General features: G+C 70.2%; 16 protein-coding genes. 9 read left to right on the top strand and 7 right to left on the bottom strand.

The genetic code is table 11. The features are described from left to right. Positions 1–147: 147 nt before the first annotated feature. A complete protein-coding gene (locus STRIP9103_RS07535) occupies positions 148–3,321 on the bottom strand; it encodes an AfsR/SARP family transcriptional regulator (protein ID WP_408995638.1) in 3,174 nt (1,057 codons plus the stop codon). Positions 3,322–3,776: 455 nt separating this feature from the next. Here STRIP9103_RS07535 and STRIP9103_RS07530 point away from each other — a divergent pair, with 455 nt between their 5' ends. The 3 genes from STRIP9103_RS07530 (at position 3,777) to STRIP9103_RS07520 (ending at position 5,792) form a co-directional block, all read left to right on the top strand. Continuing rightward, positions 3,777–4,013, top strand: coding sequence for a hypothetical protein (locus tag STRIP9103_RS07530; RefSeq protein WP_009302483.1), 237 nt, complete (start codon positions 3,777–3,779; stop codon positions 4,011–4,013). Positions 4,014–4,096: 83 nt separating this feature from the next. Beyond that, complete coding sequence (gene recO, locus STRIP9103_RS07525) at positions 4,097–4,843, top strand: DNA repair protein RecO (protein ID WP_048819878.1); 747 nt, start codon at positions 4,097–4,099, stop codon at positions 4,841–4,843. 112 nt (positions 4,844–4,955) lie between these two features. Continuing rightward, complete coding sequence (locus STRIP9103_RS07520; protein WP_009302488.1) at positions 4,956–5,792, top strand: isoprenyl transferase; 837 nt, start codon at positions 4,956–4,958, stop codon at positions 5,790–5,792. A 112-nt stretch (positions 5,793–5,904) separates the two neighbouring features. Here the strand turns inward: STRIP9103_RS07520 and STRIP9103_RS07515 are convergent, their stop codons facing one another. Genes STRIP9103_RS07515 through STRIP9103_RS07500 form a run of 4 tightly spaced genes read right to left on the bottom strand, consistent with a single transcriptional unit; the run spans position 5,905 to position 9,099 of the window. Continuing rightward, a complete protein-coding gene (locus tag STRIP9103_RS07515; RefSeq protein WP_009302435.1) occupies positions 5,905–6,321 on the bottom strand; it encodes a Fur family transcriptional regulator in 417 nt (138 codons plus the stop codon). 58 nt (positions 6,322–6,379) lie between these two features. Further along, positions 6,380–7,324, bottom strand: a complete 945-nt coding sequence (locus STRIP9103_RS07510; RefSeq protein WP_009302498.1) for a metal ABC transporter permease — start codon at positions 7,322–7,324, stop codon at positions 6,380–6,382. Between the two features lie 13 nt (positions 7,325–7,337). After that, complete coding sequence (locus STRIP9103_RS07505) at positions 7,338–8,105, bottom strand: metal ABC transporter ATP-binding protein (RefSeq protein WP_009302448.1); 768 nt, start codon at positions 8,103–8,105, stop codon at positions 7,338–7,340. 28 nt (positions 8,106–8,133) lie between these two features. Continuing rightward, a complete protein-coding gene (locus tag STRIP9103_RS07500) occupies positions 8,134–9,099 on the bottom strand; it encodes a metal ABC transporter substrate-binding protein (RefSeq protein ID WP_009302442.1) in 966 nt (321 codons plus the stop codon). 204 nt (positions 9,100–9,303) lie between these two features. Here STRIP9103_RS07500 and STRIP9103_RS07495 point away from each other — a divergent pair, with 204 nt between their 5' ends. After that, positions 9,304–10,686: a glycine--tRNA ligase gene (locus tag STRIP9103_RS07495; protein ID WP_009302482.1), complete on the top strand. Its 1,383-nt coding sequence runs from the start codon at positions 9,304–9,306 to the stop codon at positions 10,684–10,686. Between the two features lie 114 nt (positions 10,687–10,800). Here the strand turns inward: STRIP9103_RS07495 and STRIP9103_RS07490 are convergent, their stop codons facing one another. Both STRIP9103_RS07490 and STRIP9103_RS07485 read right to left on the bottom strand, forming a co-directional pair. Next, the gene (locus STRIP9103_RS07490) at positions 10,801–11,268 is read right to left on the bottom strand and encodes an endonuclease/exonuclease/phosphatase family protein (RefSeq protein ID WP_009302439.1); all 468 of its coding nucleotides are present in this window, start codon (positions 11,266–11,268) and stop codon (positions 10,801–10,803) included. Then, on the bottom strand, positions 11,244–12,545 hold the full coding sequence (locus STRIP9103_RS07485) for an RNA-guided endonuclease InsQ/TnpB family protein (protein ID WP_048819877.1): 1,302 nt from the start codon (positions 12,543–12,545) through the stop codon (positions 11,244–11,246). Before STRIP9103_RS07485 ends, STRIP9103_RS07490 begins: the two co-directional genes overlap by 25 nt. Positions 12,546–12,573: 28 nt before the next feature. Between STRIP9103_RS07485 and STRIP9103_RS07480 the strand changes: the two genes are divergently transcribed. The 5 genes from STRIP9103_RS07480 to STRIP9103_RS07465 all read left to right on the top strand — a co-directional run bounded on the left by STRIP9103_RS07480 (position 12,574) and on the right by STRIP9103_RS07465 (position 15,329). Next, positions 12,574–12,723 carry an Arc family DNA-binding protein gene (locus STRIP9103_RS07480; RefSeq protein WP_009302491.1) on the top strand — a complete coding sequence of 50 codons (150 nt, stop codon included), beginning with the start codon at positions 12,574–12,576 and terminating at the stop codon, positions 12,721–12,723. A gap of 326 nt (positions 12,724–13,049) precedes the next feature. Then, on the top strand, positions 13,050–13,310 hold the full coding sequence (locus tag STRIP9103_RS49810) for a hypothetical protein (protein ID WP_009302459.1): 261 nt from the start codon (positions 13,050–13,052) through the stop codon (positions 13,308–13,310). A 41-nt stretch (positions 13,311–13,351) separates the two neighbouring features. Continuing rightward, the gene (locus STRIP9103_RS07475) at positions 13,352–14,374 is read left to right on the top strand and encodes an aldo/keto reductase (RefSeq protein ID WP_048819876.1); all 1,023 of its coding nucleotides are present in this window, start codon (positions 13,352–13,354) and stop codon (positions 14,372–14,374) included. Between the two features lie 26 nt (positions 14,375–14,400). After that, positions 14,401–14,991 carry a TetR family transcriptional regulator gene (locus STRIP9103_RS07470; RefSeq protein ID WP_009302472.1) on the top strand — a complete coding sequence of 197 codons (591 nt, stop codon included), beginning with the start codon at positions 14,401–14,403 and terminating at the stop codon, positions 14,989–14,991. Between the two features lie 125 nt (positions 14,992–15,116). Further along, a complete protein-coding gene (locus STRIP9103_RS07465; RefSeq protein ID WP_009302489.1) occupies positions 15,117–15,329 on the top strand; it encodes a hypothetical protein in 213 nt (70 codons plus the stop codon). Positions 15,330–15,394 lie beyond the last annotated feature (65 nt).

The raw sequence follows: 15,394 nt of genomic DNA, 5'->3' as shown, positions 1-15,394 counted from the left end.
GTCACGTTCCCACCGGTCCGTCCCCCGCGCGCTCCGGTGGGCCGACCGGCCGGGCGGTGGTCGCCCGGCCGATCCGTTGTTCCCCCGAGAACAACGAGAATGGCGCACTCCGCTGGAAGTTCTCTGCAAGTCCGCCGTAAGCGGGTTTCAGTCAGGCCACGGCTCGTACCGTTCGCGTGCCTCGCACGCCGTGAACACCTCCATGGCCTCCGCCCGCAGCGCCGCGGCGCCCTCCGCGTCACCGAGGGCGGCGCGTACGGCGGAGAGGTTGCGCAGGGCTCGGGCGCGGGGGAGGGGGAGGGCGAGGACGCCCCAGAGGGCGGCGGAGTCGGTCAGGAGCCGGTCCGCGTCCGCCAGGCGGCCCTCGGCGAACGCGCACTCGCCGAGCGTCCGCAACGTCAGGGCCTCGCCGAAGCGGTCCTCGTGGACCCGGCAGACGTCGAGGATCTCGCGCAGCTCCTTCTCCGCCTCCCGCGTGTACCCGAGCCGCAGCCGGGCCTTGGCCCGGGCCCGCAGGGCGTACGCCGCCATGTGCGGGTCGCCGAGGGAGCGCAGGATCTCCAGCGCCTGCTCGGCCGTGCGCGCGGCCTCCTCGTACGCGCCGAGGGAACGGTGCACCATGCTGAGCGTGCGCAGCGCCAGCGCCTCGCCGCGCCGGCTGCCGAGCCGCCGGTACGCCGCCAGCGACTCGTCGAGCAGGGGCAACGCCCCTTCCTGGTCGCCGAGTTCCAGGCGTACGGAGCCGCCGTACCGGCAGGCCACCCCGATCCCGGTGTCGTCGCCGACCTGCCGGAAGCCCTCGGCGGCCTCGGCCAACGCCCGCTCGGCGGCGCGCAGTTCACCCACCTCGCGGCAGGCGCTGCCGAGTCCGGCGAGCGCGGCGGAACGGCCGCGTACATCGCCGAGTTCCGTGCAGATCCGCTCCGCCGTACGGAAGTACTCCTGGGCCTCGGCTATGCGGTCCTGCTCGTAACGGAGTTGACCCAGGCCGATGATCAGCAGGGCCTCGCCCGAGCGGTCCTCCGCGCGGCGGGCGGCGGCCAGCGCGGCGTCGTGGCTGCGCCACCAGGCGTCGAAACGGTTCTTTATGGCGAACGAGGAGGAGCACAGCGCGGCGGCGGCCTCGCAGGCGAGGGTGTGGAGGCCCATGGCTGCGGCTCGCTCCACCGCCGAGGTGAGGGTGTCCGCTTCCGTGTCGAACCAGGAGAAGGGGTCTGAGAGGGCGCGGTGGGTTGTTCGTTCGCCTACCGGGGTGGGGGATTCGGCTGGTTCGCGGCTGTCGGTCGGTTGTGGTTGATCGCGCCCACGCGGCGGAGTCGCACCTGTATCGGCCCCGCGCCCCTTCAGGGGCGCGGCTGCCCCGGGCCCATGGCGATGCGCCGGCCCTTCGCGATGTTCCCTGTCGAAGCCCTGCCGCAGAATCACCGCACCCGACGGCGCCTCCTCCGTCACCCGGTCCATCAGCCACAGCCCCGCCGCCAAGGCGCGGCCCACCGCCGCCGTGCGGTCCTCCGGTGGGTCCTCGGTCTCCGCGCGCTCGGCCGCGTAGACGCGTACGAGGTCGTGCAGGCGGTAGCGGGGCTGGCCCACCTGGTCGGTGCCGGGGCAGTCGGTCAGCTGGGCGTCCAGGAGGCGTTCCAGGATCTCCTCGGCCTCGTCCTCGGTGGTGTCGGCGAGGGCGGCCACCGTCCAGACGGCGACGTCGGCGGAGCCGAGCGTGGCGATGCGGCGCAGTACCCGGCGGGCGGACTCGTCCAGGGCCCGGTAGCTGAGGCCGAGGCCCGCCCGTACCTCCAGGTCGCCCACGGCGAGCTCGTCGAGACGGCGGTGCTCGTCGGCCAGGCGCTCGGCGAGGACGCTGGGCGTCCAGTGCCGCCGGGTCGCGAGGCGCGCGCCCGCGATGCGCAGGGCCAGCGGCAGTCCGCCGCACAGCTGGACGATCCGCCGCGCGGCGGCCACCTCGCGCGGATCGTCCGGGGTCCGCTCCGGCCCCGTGACCCTGGTCAGCAGCTCCAGTCCCCGTACGTGGTCCAGGACGTCGAGGTCGGTACGACGGGCCCCGACCAGGCCGCCGAGCCGGGCCCGCGAGGTGACCAGCACCCCGCAGGTGGCGCTGCCCGGCAGCAGGGGCCGTATCTGCGCCTCGCCGCCCGCGTCGTCCAGGACCAGCAGAATCCGCCGCCCGGCGACCAGGCTCCGGAACAGATCGCCGCGCTCGGCCGTGTCCTCCGGCGGGTCCGCGCCGAGCGCCCGCAGCAGCCGGCCCAGTACCTCGGCGGGCGGTACGGGCTCGCTGAAGCCGTGCAGTTCGGCGTAGAGCTGGCCGTCGGGATACTCGCCCGCCAGCCGGTGCGCGGCCTGCACGGCGAGCGCGGACTTCCCGACCCCGGCGGTCCCCGACACCACCACGACGGGCATCGCCTCCCGTTCGCCGGTCAACCCGGCGACGACAGCGGCCAGTTCCTCCTCCCGCCCGGTGAAGTCCCCGATGGCGGGCGGGAGCAGGGACACGGTTCGCGGAACGCCGGCCTTGTCCCGGGGCGCGGGAGCGGCGGCGGATGCCAGCAGGGTGGGATCGGCGCGCAGGATGGCCTCGTACAGGCGGTTCAGTTCCGGTCCCGGATCGAGGCCCAGTTCCTCGGCGAGCACGGCCCGCCCCTCGGCGTACACGGCCAGCGCGTCCGCCTGCCGCCCCAACCGGTAGAGCCCGAGCATCAGTTGCCCGCGCAGCCGCTCCCGCGTCGGATGCGCGCCGACCAGCGCGGTGAGCTCGGTGACCAGCTCCGCCTCCCGGCCGCCGGCCTCCAACTCGGCGGCCAGACGCTCCTCCAGGGCCGCCTGCCGGGCCTCCTCCAGCCGTACGGCCTCACCCCGCAGGGCCTCCCCGACGCCGCCGAGCGCGGGGCCGCGCCACAGCTCCAGCGCCGCGCGCAGCAGCCGGGCGGCGCCGTCGTGATCCCCGGCCGCGGCGGCCTGGCGCCCCTGTGCCGTCAGCCTCTCGAACTCGGCCAGGTCGACCCGTCCGACCCCGGGCCGCATCAGATACCCCGGCGGCCGGGTCTCGATCGCCTCCGCGGCCTCGTCGGGCAGGGCCCGCCGCAGCGCCGACACATAGGTCTGCACGAGGGCCCGCGCGGTGTCCGGGGGGTCGTCCCCCCAGATGACGTCCACCAGCGCATCCGCGGGCACCACCTGCCCGGCCCGCAGCAGCAGCACGGCCAGCAACGCCCTCGGCTTCGGCCCGCCCAGCCGCACAGGTCTGCCCGCGTGCCACGCCTCGACCGGACCGAGCAGTCGGAATTCCAGCTCCACGGGACCCATCTTCCGTGCCGTCGGACCGCTGGGACAGCGGTTGCTCACGCAACGTTCGACGCTCATGCACGCCGAGTGGTTTCCCAGGGCGCGTGATGCGCCGGAGAGTTGCCGGAAAACGGGGGAACCGGAGGGCATTCTAAGTGCGCCGCGCGGAGATTTCGGAACCTGCTGTGGGGCATCTGTGAGGATTTCGTGCGGCCATCCCGCCGGTAATGGCCGCCGAGTGCGCTCCCGCGCCCGGACAGGACAGACTCCTGCCGAGTCTAGGCACAGAAGGTCACCGAGGAGATGCGAAGCGTGAAATTCGGTGGGCGGGGGGAGCACCGTGGGGTCAGTTGGAGATGGCTCGGGGGACGGGACTCGGCGCGGTGCGCCGAAGAGGCGGAGGAAGCGGTGCAGGAAACGGCGGCGGAACCGCGGCGGGCGGTCGCGGGGGCCGGAATCGCGGTGGCGGCCCCGCGATGAGCGGCAACGGAAACGGGAAGCGGCCGGCGGTCGGAACGTACGCGGTCGACACCCGCACCGGGAAGGTCGGCCGGGTCATGGGACACGTCGGCCCCTACATCCAGCTGAGACCGGTCGGCGGGGGCAAGGAGTGGGACTGCGCCCCCGAGGCCGTACGACCGGCGACCACGATAGAGCGGCTGCGCGCGGCCACGGCGTACGAGAACGCCCGCAGCCGCGGCGAGGTCCCTTGAAGGTGTCCGCGGCGACGGCCCTTGAAGGCGCCCGGTCCCCCGAAGGTGTCCGGGTGGTGGCCGCCGTAGGCGAGAATGAACCCATGAGCCTGTTCCGCGACGACGGCATCGTGCTGCGCACCCAGAAGCTGGGAGAAGCGGACCGGATCATCACCCTGCTCACCCGGGGGCATGGGCGGGTGCGGGCCGTGGCCCGTGGTGTGCGGCGGACCAAGTCCAAGTTCGGCGCCCGGCTCGAACCCTTCTCGCATGTGGACGTGCAGTTCTTCGCGCGGGGCGGCGAACTGATCGGGCGGGGGCTGCCGCTGTGCACGCAGAGCGAGACGATCGCTCCGTACGGCGGCGGCATCGTCAGCGACTACGCCCGCTACACCGCCGGGACGGCCATGCTGGAGACGGCCGAGCGGTTCACCGACCACGAGGGTGAGCCCGCCGTGCAGCAGTACCTGTTGCTCGTCGGCGGGCTGCGCACCCTCGCGCGCGGCGAGCACGCGCCGCATCTCGTTCTCGACGCCTTCCTGCTCCGCTCGCTCGCCGTCAACGGCTACGCCCCCAGTTTCAGCGACTGCGCCAAGTGCGGCCTGCCCGGCCCGAACCGGTTCTTCTCGGTCGCGGCCGGCGGCTCCGTCTGCGTGGACTGCCGGGTGCCCGGCAGCGTCGTACCCTCTGCGCAGGCCCTGGAACTCCTCGGCGCGCTGCTGACGGGAGACTGGGAGACCGCGGACGCGTGCGAGCCGCGGTACGTCAGGGAGGGGAGCGGACTGGTCTCCGCGTACCTGCACTGGCATCTGGAGCGCGGGCTGCGCTCCCTGCGTTACGTAGAGAAGTAATACGTAGAGAAGCAAGTAGAGAAGTAAGCGGACAAGCAGGACGACAGGCCGGGAGCACCGGCCGGCAGGCGCACCGCCCGGGCGCGCTGCTCAGCGAGGAGACGAGAAGCACATGGTGGTACGCGGGATCCTGGGACGCCAGCGCCGCGAGTACAGCACGCCGACGCCGCACCCGTCCGGCGCCCGCGCGCCCAAGCTCCCCGGCGAACTGGTCCCCGAACACGTGGCGATCGTCATGGACGGCAACGGCCGCTGGGCCAAGGAGCGCGGTCTGCCCCGCACCGAGGGCCACAAGGTCGGCGCCGAGCGCGTCCTCGACGTCCTCCAGGGCGCCGTGGAGATCGGCGTCCGCAACATCTCCCTCTACGCCTTCTCCACCGAGAACTGGAAGCGTTCACCCGACGAGGTCCGCTTCCTGATGAACTTCAACCGCGACTTCATCCGCAAGACCCGTGACCAGCTCGACGAGCTCGGCATCCGGGTGCGCTGGGTGGGCCGGATGCCCAAGCTGTGGAAGTCGGTCGCCAAGGAGCTCCAGGTCGCCCAGGAGCAGACCAAGGGCAACGACCGGCTCACCCTGTACTTCTGCATGAACTACGGGGGTCGTGCCGAGATCGCCGACGCGGCGCAGGCACTGGCCGAGGACATCCGTGCCGGACGGCTCGACCCGTCCAAGGTCAATGAGAAGACGTTCGCGAAGTACCTCTACTACCCCGACATGCCGGACGTCGACCTGTTTCTGCGCCCCAGTGGTGAGCAGCGCACGTCCAACTATCTGCTCTGGCAGAGTGCCTACGCCGAGATGGTGTTCCAGGACGTGCTGTGGCCGGACTTCGATCGGCGGGACCTGTGGCGGGCGTGTGTGGAGTTCGCCTCCCGCGACCGCCGCTTCGGCGGCGCCATCCCCAATGAGGAACTCCTGGCCATGGAGGGCCACCAGAAGCCCTGACCTCCGGAAGCCCCCCTTGTGTGTGGTTGCTCGCGCAGTTCCCCGCGCCCCTTCAGGGGCGCGGGGCTGTGTCGATTTGCGGCTCCGCCGCGTGGGCGCGAGCAACCCCCGCTCAGTCGCCGGAGGCGTTCGCGCAGTCCGCGCACGTACCGAAGATCTCCACCGTGTGCGCCACGTTCACATAGCCGTGCTCCGCCGCGATCGCGTCGGCCCACTTCTCCACCGCCGGTCCCTCGACCTCGACGGCCTTGCCGCACACCCGGCACACCAGGTGGTGGTGGTGCTCTCCGGTGGAGCACCGCCGGTACACGGACTCGCCGTCGGAGGTGCGCAGCACATCGACTTCACCGGCGTCGGCAAGGGACTGCAACGTGCGGTACACCGTGGTGAGCCCGACGGAGTCGCCTCGGTGCTTGAGCATGTCGTGGAGCTCCTGCGCGCTGCGGAACTCGTCGACCTCGTCGAGGGCCGCAGCCACGGCTGCCCGCTGCCGAGTGGAACGACCTCTTACGGGTCCGGCGGTCGTCACCTTGCCTCCTCACGTCGCGGTCTTGCCGGGCCATTGTGCCAGCCCGGCCAGACCCGAGTCAGACGCCGACCCCGTCGGAGGAACCCCGGCTGGCCGGAACCCTCTCCTCCGCCCCGGCGTCCACCCTGGGCGCGCCGGCTTCCGGGATCACGCACTCCGTCGGGTCGCCGGACACCGCCTCCAGCGCCCTCGCACGGCGCCTGGCCAGCGGCGAAGCCAACGCCGTCAACACCATGAACGCGGCGATGGCGAGCAGCACGATCGTCGCGCCGGGCGGTACGTCCTCGTAGTACGAGGTGATCGTGCCGCCGATGGTCACGGACACGCCGATGGCCACGGCGATCGCGAAGGTCGCCGCGAAACCGCGGGTCAGTTGCTGTGCCGCCGCCACCGGCACCACCATCAGCGCGGACACCAGCAGCAGTCCGACGACGCGCATGGCGACCGTCACGGTCACGGCCGCCGTGACCGCCGTCAGCAGGTTCAGCGCGCGTACCGGCAGCCCGGTGACCCGCGCGAACTCCTCGTCCTGGCTCACCGCGAACAGCTGTCGGCGCAGCGCCAGCGTCATCACGATCACGAACGCGGCGAGGACGCAGATCGCGGTGATGTCCTCCTGCGACACGGTCGACAGCGAGCCGAAGAGGAAGGACATCAGGTTGGCGTTGGTGCCGCCGGGCGCGAGGTTGATGAGCATCACACCGCCCGCCATGCCGCCGTAGAAGAGCATGGCGAGCGCGATGTCGCCGCGCGTCTTGCCGTACCAGCGGATCAGCTCCATCAGGACCGCGCCCAGTACGGACACCAGCGTCGCCATCCACACCGGCGACCAGGAGAGCATGAAGCCGAGGCCGACGCCGGTCATGGCGACATGGCCGATGCCGTCGCCCATGAGGGCCTGGCGGCGCTGGACGAGGTAGATGCCGATCGCGGGGGCGGTGATGCCGACGAGGACGGCGGCGAGCAGGGCCCGCTGCATGAAGGCGTAGTTCAGGAATTCCATCGTGATCGCCTTCTCAGCTCAGCAGACCGGTGCGGACGGGCTCGGTGCCCGGGGCCGCGTGCGGGTGGACGTGGTCGTGGCCGGGCAGGGCGTGCTGGCCGACGGCCTTCGGGGGCGGCCCGTCGTGCGCGACGCAGCCGTCGCGGAGCACCACCGCGCGGTCGATCAAGGGCTCCAGCGGGCCCAGTTCGTGCAGGACCAGCAGGATCGTCGTACCGCGCTCGACCTGCCCGCGCAGTGTCTCGGCCAGCACCTCCTGGCTGGCCAGGTCGACGCCCGCCATCGGCTCGTCCATGATCAGCAGTTCGGGTTCGCAGGCGAGGGCGCGGGCGATAAGGACGCGCTGGTGCTGGCCGCCGGAGAGGGCGTTCACCGAGTCCTTGGCGCGGTCGGTGAGGCCCACGAGGTCGATGGCCCGGCGGATCGCCTCGTGGTCCGCCTTGCGCAGGATGCCGAAGCGGGTGCGGGAGAGCCGGCCCGAGGCCACCACCTCGGTGACCGTCGCCGGGACGCCGCCCGCGGCCGTCGTGCGCTGCGGTACGTAGCCCACGCGCCGCCAGTCGCGGAAGCGGTGCCGGGGGGTGTCGAACAGTTCGATGTCGCCGGCGACGGCCGGCACCTGGCCGATCACCGTGCGGACGGCCGTGGACTTGCCGGAGCCGTTGGCGCCGAGCAGCGCGACGACCTCACCGTGGCGCACGGTGAGGTCGATGCCGCGCAGGACGGTGCGCGAGCCCAGTTCGGCGCGGACGCCGCGCAGCGAGATGACGGGCTCGGTCATGCCTGCTTCCTCCACGGGTCGAACAAGGTCACTTGGCTCCCAGGGCTGCCTGGAGGGCCTTGAGATTGGCTTCCTGCACCGAGAAGTAGTCCTTGCCGCGCGACTTCTCGGTGATGCCCTCGATCGGGTCGAGGACGTCCGTCTTCAGTCCGGCGTCTGCGGCGATGGTCTTCGCGGTCTTGTCGCTGACGAGCGTCTCGTAGAACACCGTGCTGACGCCGTCGGCCTTGGCCATCTTCTCAAGTTCCTTGACCCGCGCGGCACTGGGCTCGGACTCGGGGTCGAGGCCGGAGATGGCCTCCTCGGTGAGGCCGTAGCGCTCGGCGAGGTAGCCGAAGGCGGCGTGAGTGGTGATGAAGACCTTGGTGTCGGTGTTCTTCAGCCCGTTGACGAACTGGTCGTTCAGCGCGCCCAGCTTCTCGACCAGCATCTCGGTGTTCGTCTTGTACGTGGAGGCGTGGTCCGGATCGGCCTTCTCGAAGGCGGCGCCCACTCCCTTGGCGACCTCGGCGTACTTCACGGGGTCGAGCCAGATGTGGGGGTCCTTGCCGGACTCCTCCTCGCCGTGCTCGTCGTCGTGCTCGGCCGCGTGGCCGCCGACCTCGTTGCCGTGCTCCTCCAGGGAGGTCAGCGTGGCGGCGTCGATCTTCGTCTTGATCTCGGACTGGCCGACGGCGTCGTCGACGGAGGGCTGCAGACCCTTGAGGTAGAGGACCGCGTCCGACTCCTGGAGCTGCGCGGTCTGCTTGGCGCTGATCTCCAGGTCGTGCGGTTCCTGGCCGGGCTGGGTGAGACTGGTGACGTTCACGTACTTCCCGCCGATCTGCTCGGCGAGGAAGGCCATCGGGTAGAACGACGCGACGACGTCGAACTTGTCCGTGTTGCCCGCGGCGGCGCTGTCGCTGGAGCAGGCCGAGAGGGTGGTGAGGCTGAGGGCGGCGACCGCGGTCGCCGCCGCGGGTATCAGGAGTCGTCGTCGTACCACTACGTTCATGACAGTCATTTTCATCTTGTCTGGAAACGATTGTCAACAAGCCGGTGGGTAAGCCCTGGGTAAGGCCTATGTACCGGTCTGCGTGCGAACCGATTTGATTGAAGGGGAGCCTCCGCCGGTAACCTGAAGCATTCGCTCTGAAGCGCATCCGCTTCCCCCAGAGCGCACCGCTTCGTCGCCCGTCGTCGTAATGAAGAGAGCACCGTGGCCGCCGACAAGATCGACACCATCGTCAGCCTGAGCAAGCGCCGTGGCTTCGTATTCCCCTGCAGCGAGATCTACGGCGGTCAGCGCGCCGCCTGGGACTACGGACCGCTGGGTGTCGAGCTCAAGGAGAACATCAAGCGCCAGTGGTGGCGCTACATGGTGACGTCGCGCGAGGACGTGGTCGGCATCGACTCGTCCGTCATCCTGGCCTCCGAGGTGTGGGTCGCCTCCGGTCACGTCGCCACCTTCTCCGACCCGCTCACCGAGTGCACCTCCTGCCACAAGCGGTTCCGCGCGGACCACCTGGAGGAGGCGTACGAGGAGAAGAAGGGCCACGCCCCGGCGAACGGCCTCGCCGACATCAACTGCCCCAACTGCGGCAACAAGGGCCAGTTCACCGAGCCCAAGCAGTTCTCCGGTCTGCTCTCCACCCACCTCGGCCCCACCCAGGACACCGGCTCCATCGCCTACCTGCGTCCCGAGACCGCCCAGGGCATCTTCACCAACTTCGCCCAGGTGCAGACCACCTCGCGCCGCAAGCCGCCGTTCGGCATCGCGCAGATGGGCAAGTCCTTCCGCAACGAGATCACGCCCGGCAACTTCATCTTCCGCACCCGCGAGTTCGAGCAGATGGAGATGGAGTTCTTCGTCAAGCCGGGCGAGGACGAGAAGTGGCAGGAGTACTGGATGCAGGAGCGGTGGAACTGGTACACCGGCCTGGGTCTGCGCGAAGAGAACATGCGCTGGTACGAGCACCCGCAGGAGAAGCTCTCCCACTACTCCAAGCGCACCGCCGACATCGAGTACCGCTTCCAGTTCGGCGGCAGCGAGTGGGGTGAGCTGGAGGGCGTCGCCAACCGCACCGACTACGACCTCACCGCCCACTCCAAGGCCTCCGGCCAGGACCTCTTCTACTTCGACCAGGAGGCCGGCGAGCGCTACACCCCGTACGTCATCGAGCCCGCCGCCGGTGTCGGCCGCACCATGCTGGCCTTCCTGCTCGACGCCTACACCGAGGACGAGGCGCCGAACGCCAAGGGCAAGCTGGAGAAGCGGACGGTGCTCCGCCTCGACCACCGGATCGCCCCGGTGAAGGTGGCGGTTCTTCCGCTCTCGCGCAACCCCGAGCTGTCCCCGAAGGCCAAGGGACTCGCCGCCGCGCTGCGCCAGCACTGGAACATCGAGTTCGACGACGCGGGTGCGATCGGGCGCCGTTACCGGCGGCAGGACGAGATCGGGACGCCGTACTGCGTCACGGTCGACTTCGACACGCTGGACGACAACGCCGTGACTGTTCGTGAGCGGGACTCGATGAAGCAGGAACGCGTGTCGCTGGACCAGATCGAGTCGTACCTCGCCGGTCGGCTTATCGGCGCGTAAGTGAAGTGGGGCGGGTTCGCGCCCGCCCGGCTTGAGTGATTGGCCGGCTGCGGGTTGTTTGTGGCTGGTCGCGCAGTTCCCCGCGCCCCTTGACGGGGCCGGGGAACTGTTTGTTCACAGGTCCAGGTCCGCGAACAGGGCGGCGTGGTCCGAGGCCTGGTTCACCTTTGAGGTGACCGTGGTGAAGGAGTCGAAGGTTCGGGGGGCCCAGATTCCTCGGCGTTCGACGCCCACGTTCGTCACCCGGTCCCACAGCTGCGGGGAGAACATGAGGCAGTCGAGCTTCTGCTCGTCGCGTTTGCCGGTGCCGTGGGTGCCCGGGGCGCCGGTCCCGTAGCTCTCGTGGGTCATGGCCTCGCGGAGGCCGGTGTCGAGGAGGAGCTTGATGGGGGCACTGGCCATCGAGTCGTTCAGGTCGCCGGCGACCACGACCCGTGAGGAGCGTTCGAGGGCGTCCTCGTAGATCTCCCGGACGCGCTGGGCCTGGGCCTTGCGGCGTCTGTCGTTCTCGGCGGCGCGGCCGAAGCCCTTGCTCTTGAATTGACATCCTCCCCCTCTTAAAAGAGGGGGATTCCAGCCCATATGGGCTGAGGTTCACGGACGCTCTTGGACCGCATGGGCGGTGTCGTCCCTCCGGCACCGGCTGAGCGCCGGGGGCGGGGGATCCCGCCCTGTCCTGCCGCGACGTTGATACTGGCGTTGGTGTCCGCGTTGCAGGTGAAGCCGCAGGAGGAACAGACGAACTCGGCTTGGCTCTTGCGCGAGTTCTTGTCGATCCATCCGCAGGCACTGCACCGCAGGGAGGTGTACGGGGCGGGAACGTCCTCGACCCGGCCGGGGGCCTTGTGCTCGGTGCGCTGCCGCAGAAGACCCCAGCCCTGGGCGAGGATGGCTCGGTTGAGGCCGGACTTCTGGGCGACGTTCTTGCCGGGCTGCTCGACGGTTCCCTTCGCCGAGCGGGTCATGTTCTTGATGTTCAGTTTCTCGAAGCGCACCAGGTCGTAGGTGTGGGCGAGTATGGTGCTGGTCTTCTCGCACCAGTCCTTGCGCCGGTTGGCCTCACGCACCTTGAGTCTGGCGACCTTGGCGTACTCGGCCGCTTTCTCGGGACTGCTCTTCTTCGCCCGTGCCGCGCGCCGCTCGTGCTTGCGGATCTGGGCGCGTTCCTTGACGGTGAGCCGCGGGCAGTTCAGCTTGCGCCCGTCCGACAGGGCCGCCGTGATCGTCGCGCCCCGGTCGATACCGATGACCTCGCCTGTGCCGGGCGCGGGGGCCGGCTCGGGGATGACGGCGAAGGCGATATGCCACTGGCCGTTACGGAAGGTGACCCGGAACGTCTTCGCGTCGGGCGGCGCCGCGCCCTTGCCCTTGGCGCTGAGGCGGAAACGGACCCAGCCGCAGCCAGGGACCTTGACCTGCGCCCACCTGCGGTTGAGCTTGTGCACGACGACGGACCGCCGCATGACCTGCCTGCCGGTCTTGACGTTCAGCTTCGGCGAGCCGTCTTCGTTGTACTCGGGTATGCGGTCGGTGCCGATGACCCGGAAGCCCTCGTGCCGGAACTTCCTGCGCCAGGTCGGCTCGCCGAACCCGGAGGCGAAGCGGGCGTTCTTGGCCTTGGCGAAGTCCTTCAGAGCTTGTTGCTGCACGTCCGCGTTCCCCGCGCCCAGCCACTCGCTTTCCCGCCGAGCCTCGGTGAGCTGGCGGCACTGTTCGGCGAAACCCGGCGCTGACTTGCGCCACTGGCGCCAGTGCGAGTGCTGCTCGACGGCGAGGTTCCAGACGTATCGGGCGTGCGCGCAATGCAAGAGCATCTGCTCTTCCTGCTCGCGCGTCGGGTACATCCGGAAACGTGACATGCCGCCACCATAGTGGCACGATGGCGGCATGGTCAAAGTTACGGTTCGCTTCCCTGATGAGCTTCACGCCCGACTGGTCGCGCAAGCAGAGACCGACCGGCGGTCCCTCAACTCCGAGATCCTGCATCTGCTTGAGGTCGCCCTCACCACCGTGGAGGGAGACGACCAATCGCCCTGAAGGTGATCGCTCTTTCCTTGCCCCGCTACGCGGGAGTGGGCATTCCCCCCGGCCCTGAAGGGCCGGGGAACACCTTCGGTCGGCGGAAGAGGTTCTCGGCGCTGAAGGTGGCGATACGTAAGGCCATGCGCCCTCCCAGGGGCCCGCGTGCCGACAACTCGCATTCTCCGAGGGTGGATGAATGGTGTCCAACGGAGCGTCACAGAAACTTCCGTAGTTGCGGGAGATTTCTCCTACGACCCGCCAATCCGGGACTCGCCGCCGCTCCGAAGGAGAGGTCATACGGCCCGCAGAGGGCGGGCCGCGCATCTTCCACGGGGGCGTACATGCGCAAGCAGGCAGTCATCGGCGTACTCACCATGGCGGTGGCGATCGGGACGGTGGGCGCGGTCGGATCGGGGGTGCTCGACGGATCGTCATCGTCGTCGGCGTCCATGTCCGGTTCGGGGGCCGGGGCGTCCGGAACGGGGTCCGGTCCTTCCGGACCGGCGGGGAGCGGCTCTTCCAGTGCCGGTGCCGACATCGCCGGCGTCGAGTCCAAGGGCGGTGGTCCGGCGGGCGGAGCCCGGCCGCCGGCTGACAGATGACAGATATTGAAATCTGTCATCTGTCATGTCATGGTGGACGCATGACGATGCACACCCGATCCCTCGGAACCACCGGCCCCCAGGTCTCCGCCCTCGGCCTCGGCTGCATGGGCATGTCCGCGCTGTACGGCGAGGCCGATCGCGGCGAGTCCATCGCGACGATCCACGCGGCGCTCGAAGCGGGCGTGACCCTGCTGGACACCGGCGACTTCTACGGCATGGGCCACAATGAACTGCTGATCGGCGAGGCCCTGCGCACCGCGCCGGCGGCCCGTCGGGAACAGACGCTGATCAGCGTCAAGTTCGGGGCACTGCGCGGCCCGGACGGAGCCTGGGGCGGGTACGACGGCCGCCCGGCGGCGGTGAGGAACTTCCTCGCGTACTCGCTCCAGCGCCTCGGCACGGACCACATCGACGTCTACCGGATCGCGCGGGTCGACCCGGACGTGCCGATCGAGGAGACGGTCGGCGCGATCGCGGAGCTGGTGGAGAAGGGGTACGTACGGCACATCGGCCTGAGCGAGGTCGGCGCGGAGACGATCCGCCGTGCCGCCGCCACGGCCCCCATCGCGGACCTGCAGATCGAGTACTCCCTCATCTCGCGCGGCATCGAGGCCGAGATCCTGCCGACCACCCGTGAACTGGGCATCGCGATCACGGCGTACGGAGTGCTGTCCCGCGGCCTGATCTCGGGTCACTTCACCCGTGACCGGCAGCTGGGCCCGAGCGACTTCCGGGCGCGCTCGCCGCGCTTCCAGGGCGAGAACCTCCGGCACAACCTGGATCTGGTCGAGCGGTTGCGGAAGATCGCCGAGCAGAAGGGGGTGTCGGTCGCGCAGATCGCCATCGCCTGGGTGCTCTCGCAGGGGCAGCGCCACGACACGACCATCGTGCCGCTGATCGGCGCCCGCACCCGCGACCGCCTCACGGAGGCGCTGGCCGCGCTGGAGCTGACCCTGGACGCGTCCGACCTGGCGGCGATCGAGGAGGCCGTCCCGGCCGACGCGGCGGCGGGCGACCGCTACCCGGAGGCCCAGATGGCACACCTCGACAGCGAGCGCTGATCCGTTCTCCGGGTACGGTTCCCACCATGGCACCGACCTCCGAGACCCTGACCGCCGAGCGCATCCTCGAAGTGACCGAGGAGGTGCTGCGTCGCCACGGCCCGGCCAAGGCCACCGTGGTCGACGTGGCCCGCGCGCTCGGCGTCAGCCATGGGAGCGTCTACCGCCACTTCCGTACGAAGGCGGCGCTGCGAGCGGCGGTGACCAGGCGCTGGCTGGACCGTACGACGGCGACCCTGACCGCGGTGGCCACCGCCGAGGACCGCGACCCCGAGACCCGGCTGCGCGACTGGCTGACCATCCTCTTCGAGGCCAAGCGCCGCAAGGCCGACGGCGACCCCGAACTGTTCGCCACCTACCAGGTGCTGACCGGCGAGAACGTCGAGGCCGTCACCGAACACGTCGCCGACCTGACCGGCCAGCTGACCCAGATCGTCCGGTCCGGCGTCGACACCGGCCTCTTCACCGCCACCGACCCCGCCACCGCCGCCCGAGCCGTCTTCCACGCCACGGCCCGCTTCCACGACCCCGCCTACGCCCCGGCCTGGCGACAGCCGGACATCGAGGCCCAGTTCGAGGCGGTCGTGGATCTGGTGGTGCGGGGGTTGCGGGGCTGAACGGCCGGGGCACCGCCCGATGTCCCCTGCAACAACCCCTTGGATTTCCCCTGTTGATGTTGTTGTTCCTGCACACTCCAGACGGACAGGAATCGAACCGTCGACCGGAGTCGGCTGGAGACGTGATGTTGGAGATCAACACGAGCAGGGTGACCCGCTGGGACCAGCACGGGCGGGAGCACACCGTGCGGGTGCGGCGCTCGGGAGTACAGCGCACGATCAGATGCGATACGTGCGGCTGGCGCAAGGGGGCGCAGTTCCTGCCCTGGCTGAAGGCGGAGGAACACCTCGCCGAGGCGCATCAGGCGACGGTGGACCCGACGGCGACCGACTCATAGCCCCGCCGGTCCCCTCCCAGTCCCCTCCCGGCCCCCTCCCGGTCCCTTCGACGGTCAGGCCGGGT

It is taken from the genome of Streptomyces ipomoeae 91-03, assembly GCF_000317595.1.
Lineage (GTDB): Bacteria > Actinomycetota > Actinomycetes > Streptomycetales > Streptomycetaceae > Streptomyces > Streptomyces ipomoeae.
The sequence above is the reverse complement of the archived record's forward strand: the minus strand, read 5'-3'. Positions and strand labels throughout refer to the sequence as shown.

Excerpts from the sequence above, each read along its gene's own strand:
- STRIP9103_RS07535 (WP_408995638.1), bottom strand. The coding sequence starts at position 3,321 with ATGGGTCCCGTGGAGCTGGAATTCCGACTGCTCGGTCCGGTCGAGGCG.
- STRIP9103_RS07530 (WP_009302483.1), top strand. The coding sequence starts at position 3,777 with ATGAGCGGCAACGGAAACGGGAAGCGGCCGGCGGTCGGAACGTACGCG.
- recO (WP_048819878.1), top strand. The coding sequence starts at position 4,097 with ATGAGCCTGTTCCGCGACGACGGCATCGTGCTGCGCACCCAGAAGCTG.
- STRIP9103_RS07520 (WP_009302488.1), top strand. The coding sequence starts at position 4,956 with ATGGTGGTACGCGGGATCCTGGGACGCCAGCGCCGCGAGTACAGCACG.
- STRIP9103_RS07510 (WP_009302498.1), bottom strand. The coding sequence starts at position 7,324 with ATGGAATTCCTGAACTACGCCTTCATGCAGCGGGCCCTGCTCGCCGCC.
- STRIP9103_RS07505 (WP_009302448.1), bottom strand. The coding sequence starts at position 8,105 with ATGACCGAGCCCGTCATCTCGCTGCGCGGCGTCCGCGCCGAACTGGGC.
- STRIP9103_RS07500 (WP_009302442.1), bottom strand. The coding sequence starts at position 9,099 with ATGAACGTAGTGGTACGACGACGACTCCTGATACCCGCGGCGGCGACC.
- STRIP9103_RS07490 (WP_009302439.1), bottom strand. The coding sequence starts at position 11,268 with ATGGGCTGGAATCCCCCTCTTTTAAGAGGGGGAGGATGTCAATTCAAG.
- STRIP9103_RS07485 (WP_048819877.1), bottom strand. The coding sequence starts at position 12,545 with ATGTCACGTTTCCGGATGTACCCGACGCGCGAGCAGGAAGAGCAGATG.
- STRIP9103_RS07480 (WP_009302491.1), top strand. The coding sequence starts at position 12,574 with ATGGTCAAAGTTACGGTTCGCTTCCCTGATGAGCTTCACGCCCGACTG.
- STRIP9103_RS49810 (WP_009302459.1), top strand. The coding sequence starts at position 13,050 with ATGCGCAAGCAGGCAGTCATCGGCGTACTCACCATGGCGGTGGCGATC.
- STRIP9103_RS07475 (WP_048819876.1), top strand. The coding sequence starts at position 13,352 with ATGACGATGCACACCCGATCCCTCGGAACCACCGGCCCCCAGGTCTCC.
- STRIP9103_RS07470 (WP_009302472.1), top strand. The coding sequence starts at position 14,401 with ATGGCACCGACCTCCGAGACCCTGACCGCCGAGCGCATCCTCGAAGTG.
- STRIP9103_RS07465 (WP_009302489.1), top strand. The coding sequence starts at position 15,117 with ATGTTGGAGATCAACACGAGCAGGGTGACCCGCTGGGACCAGCACGGG.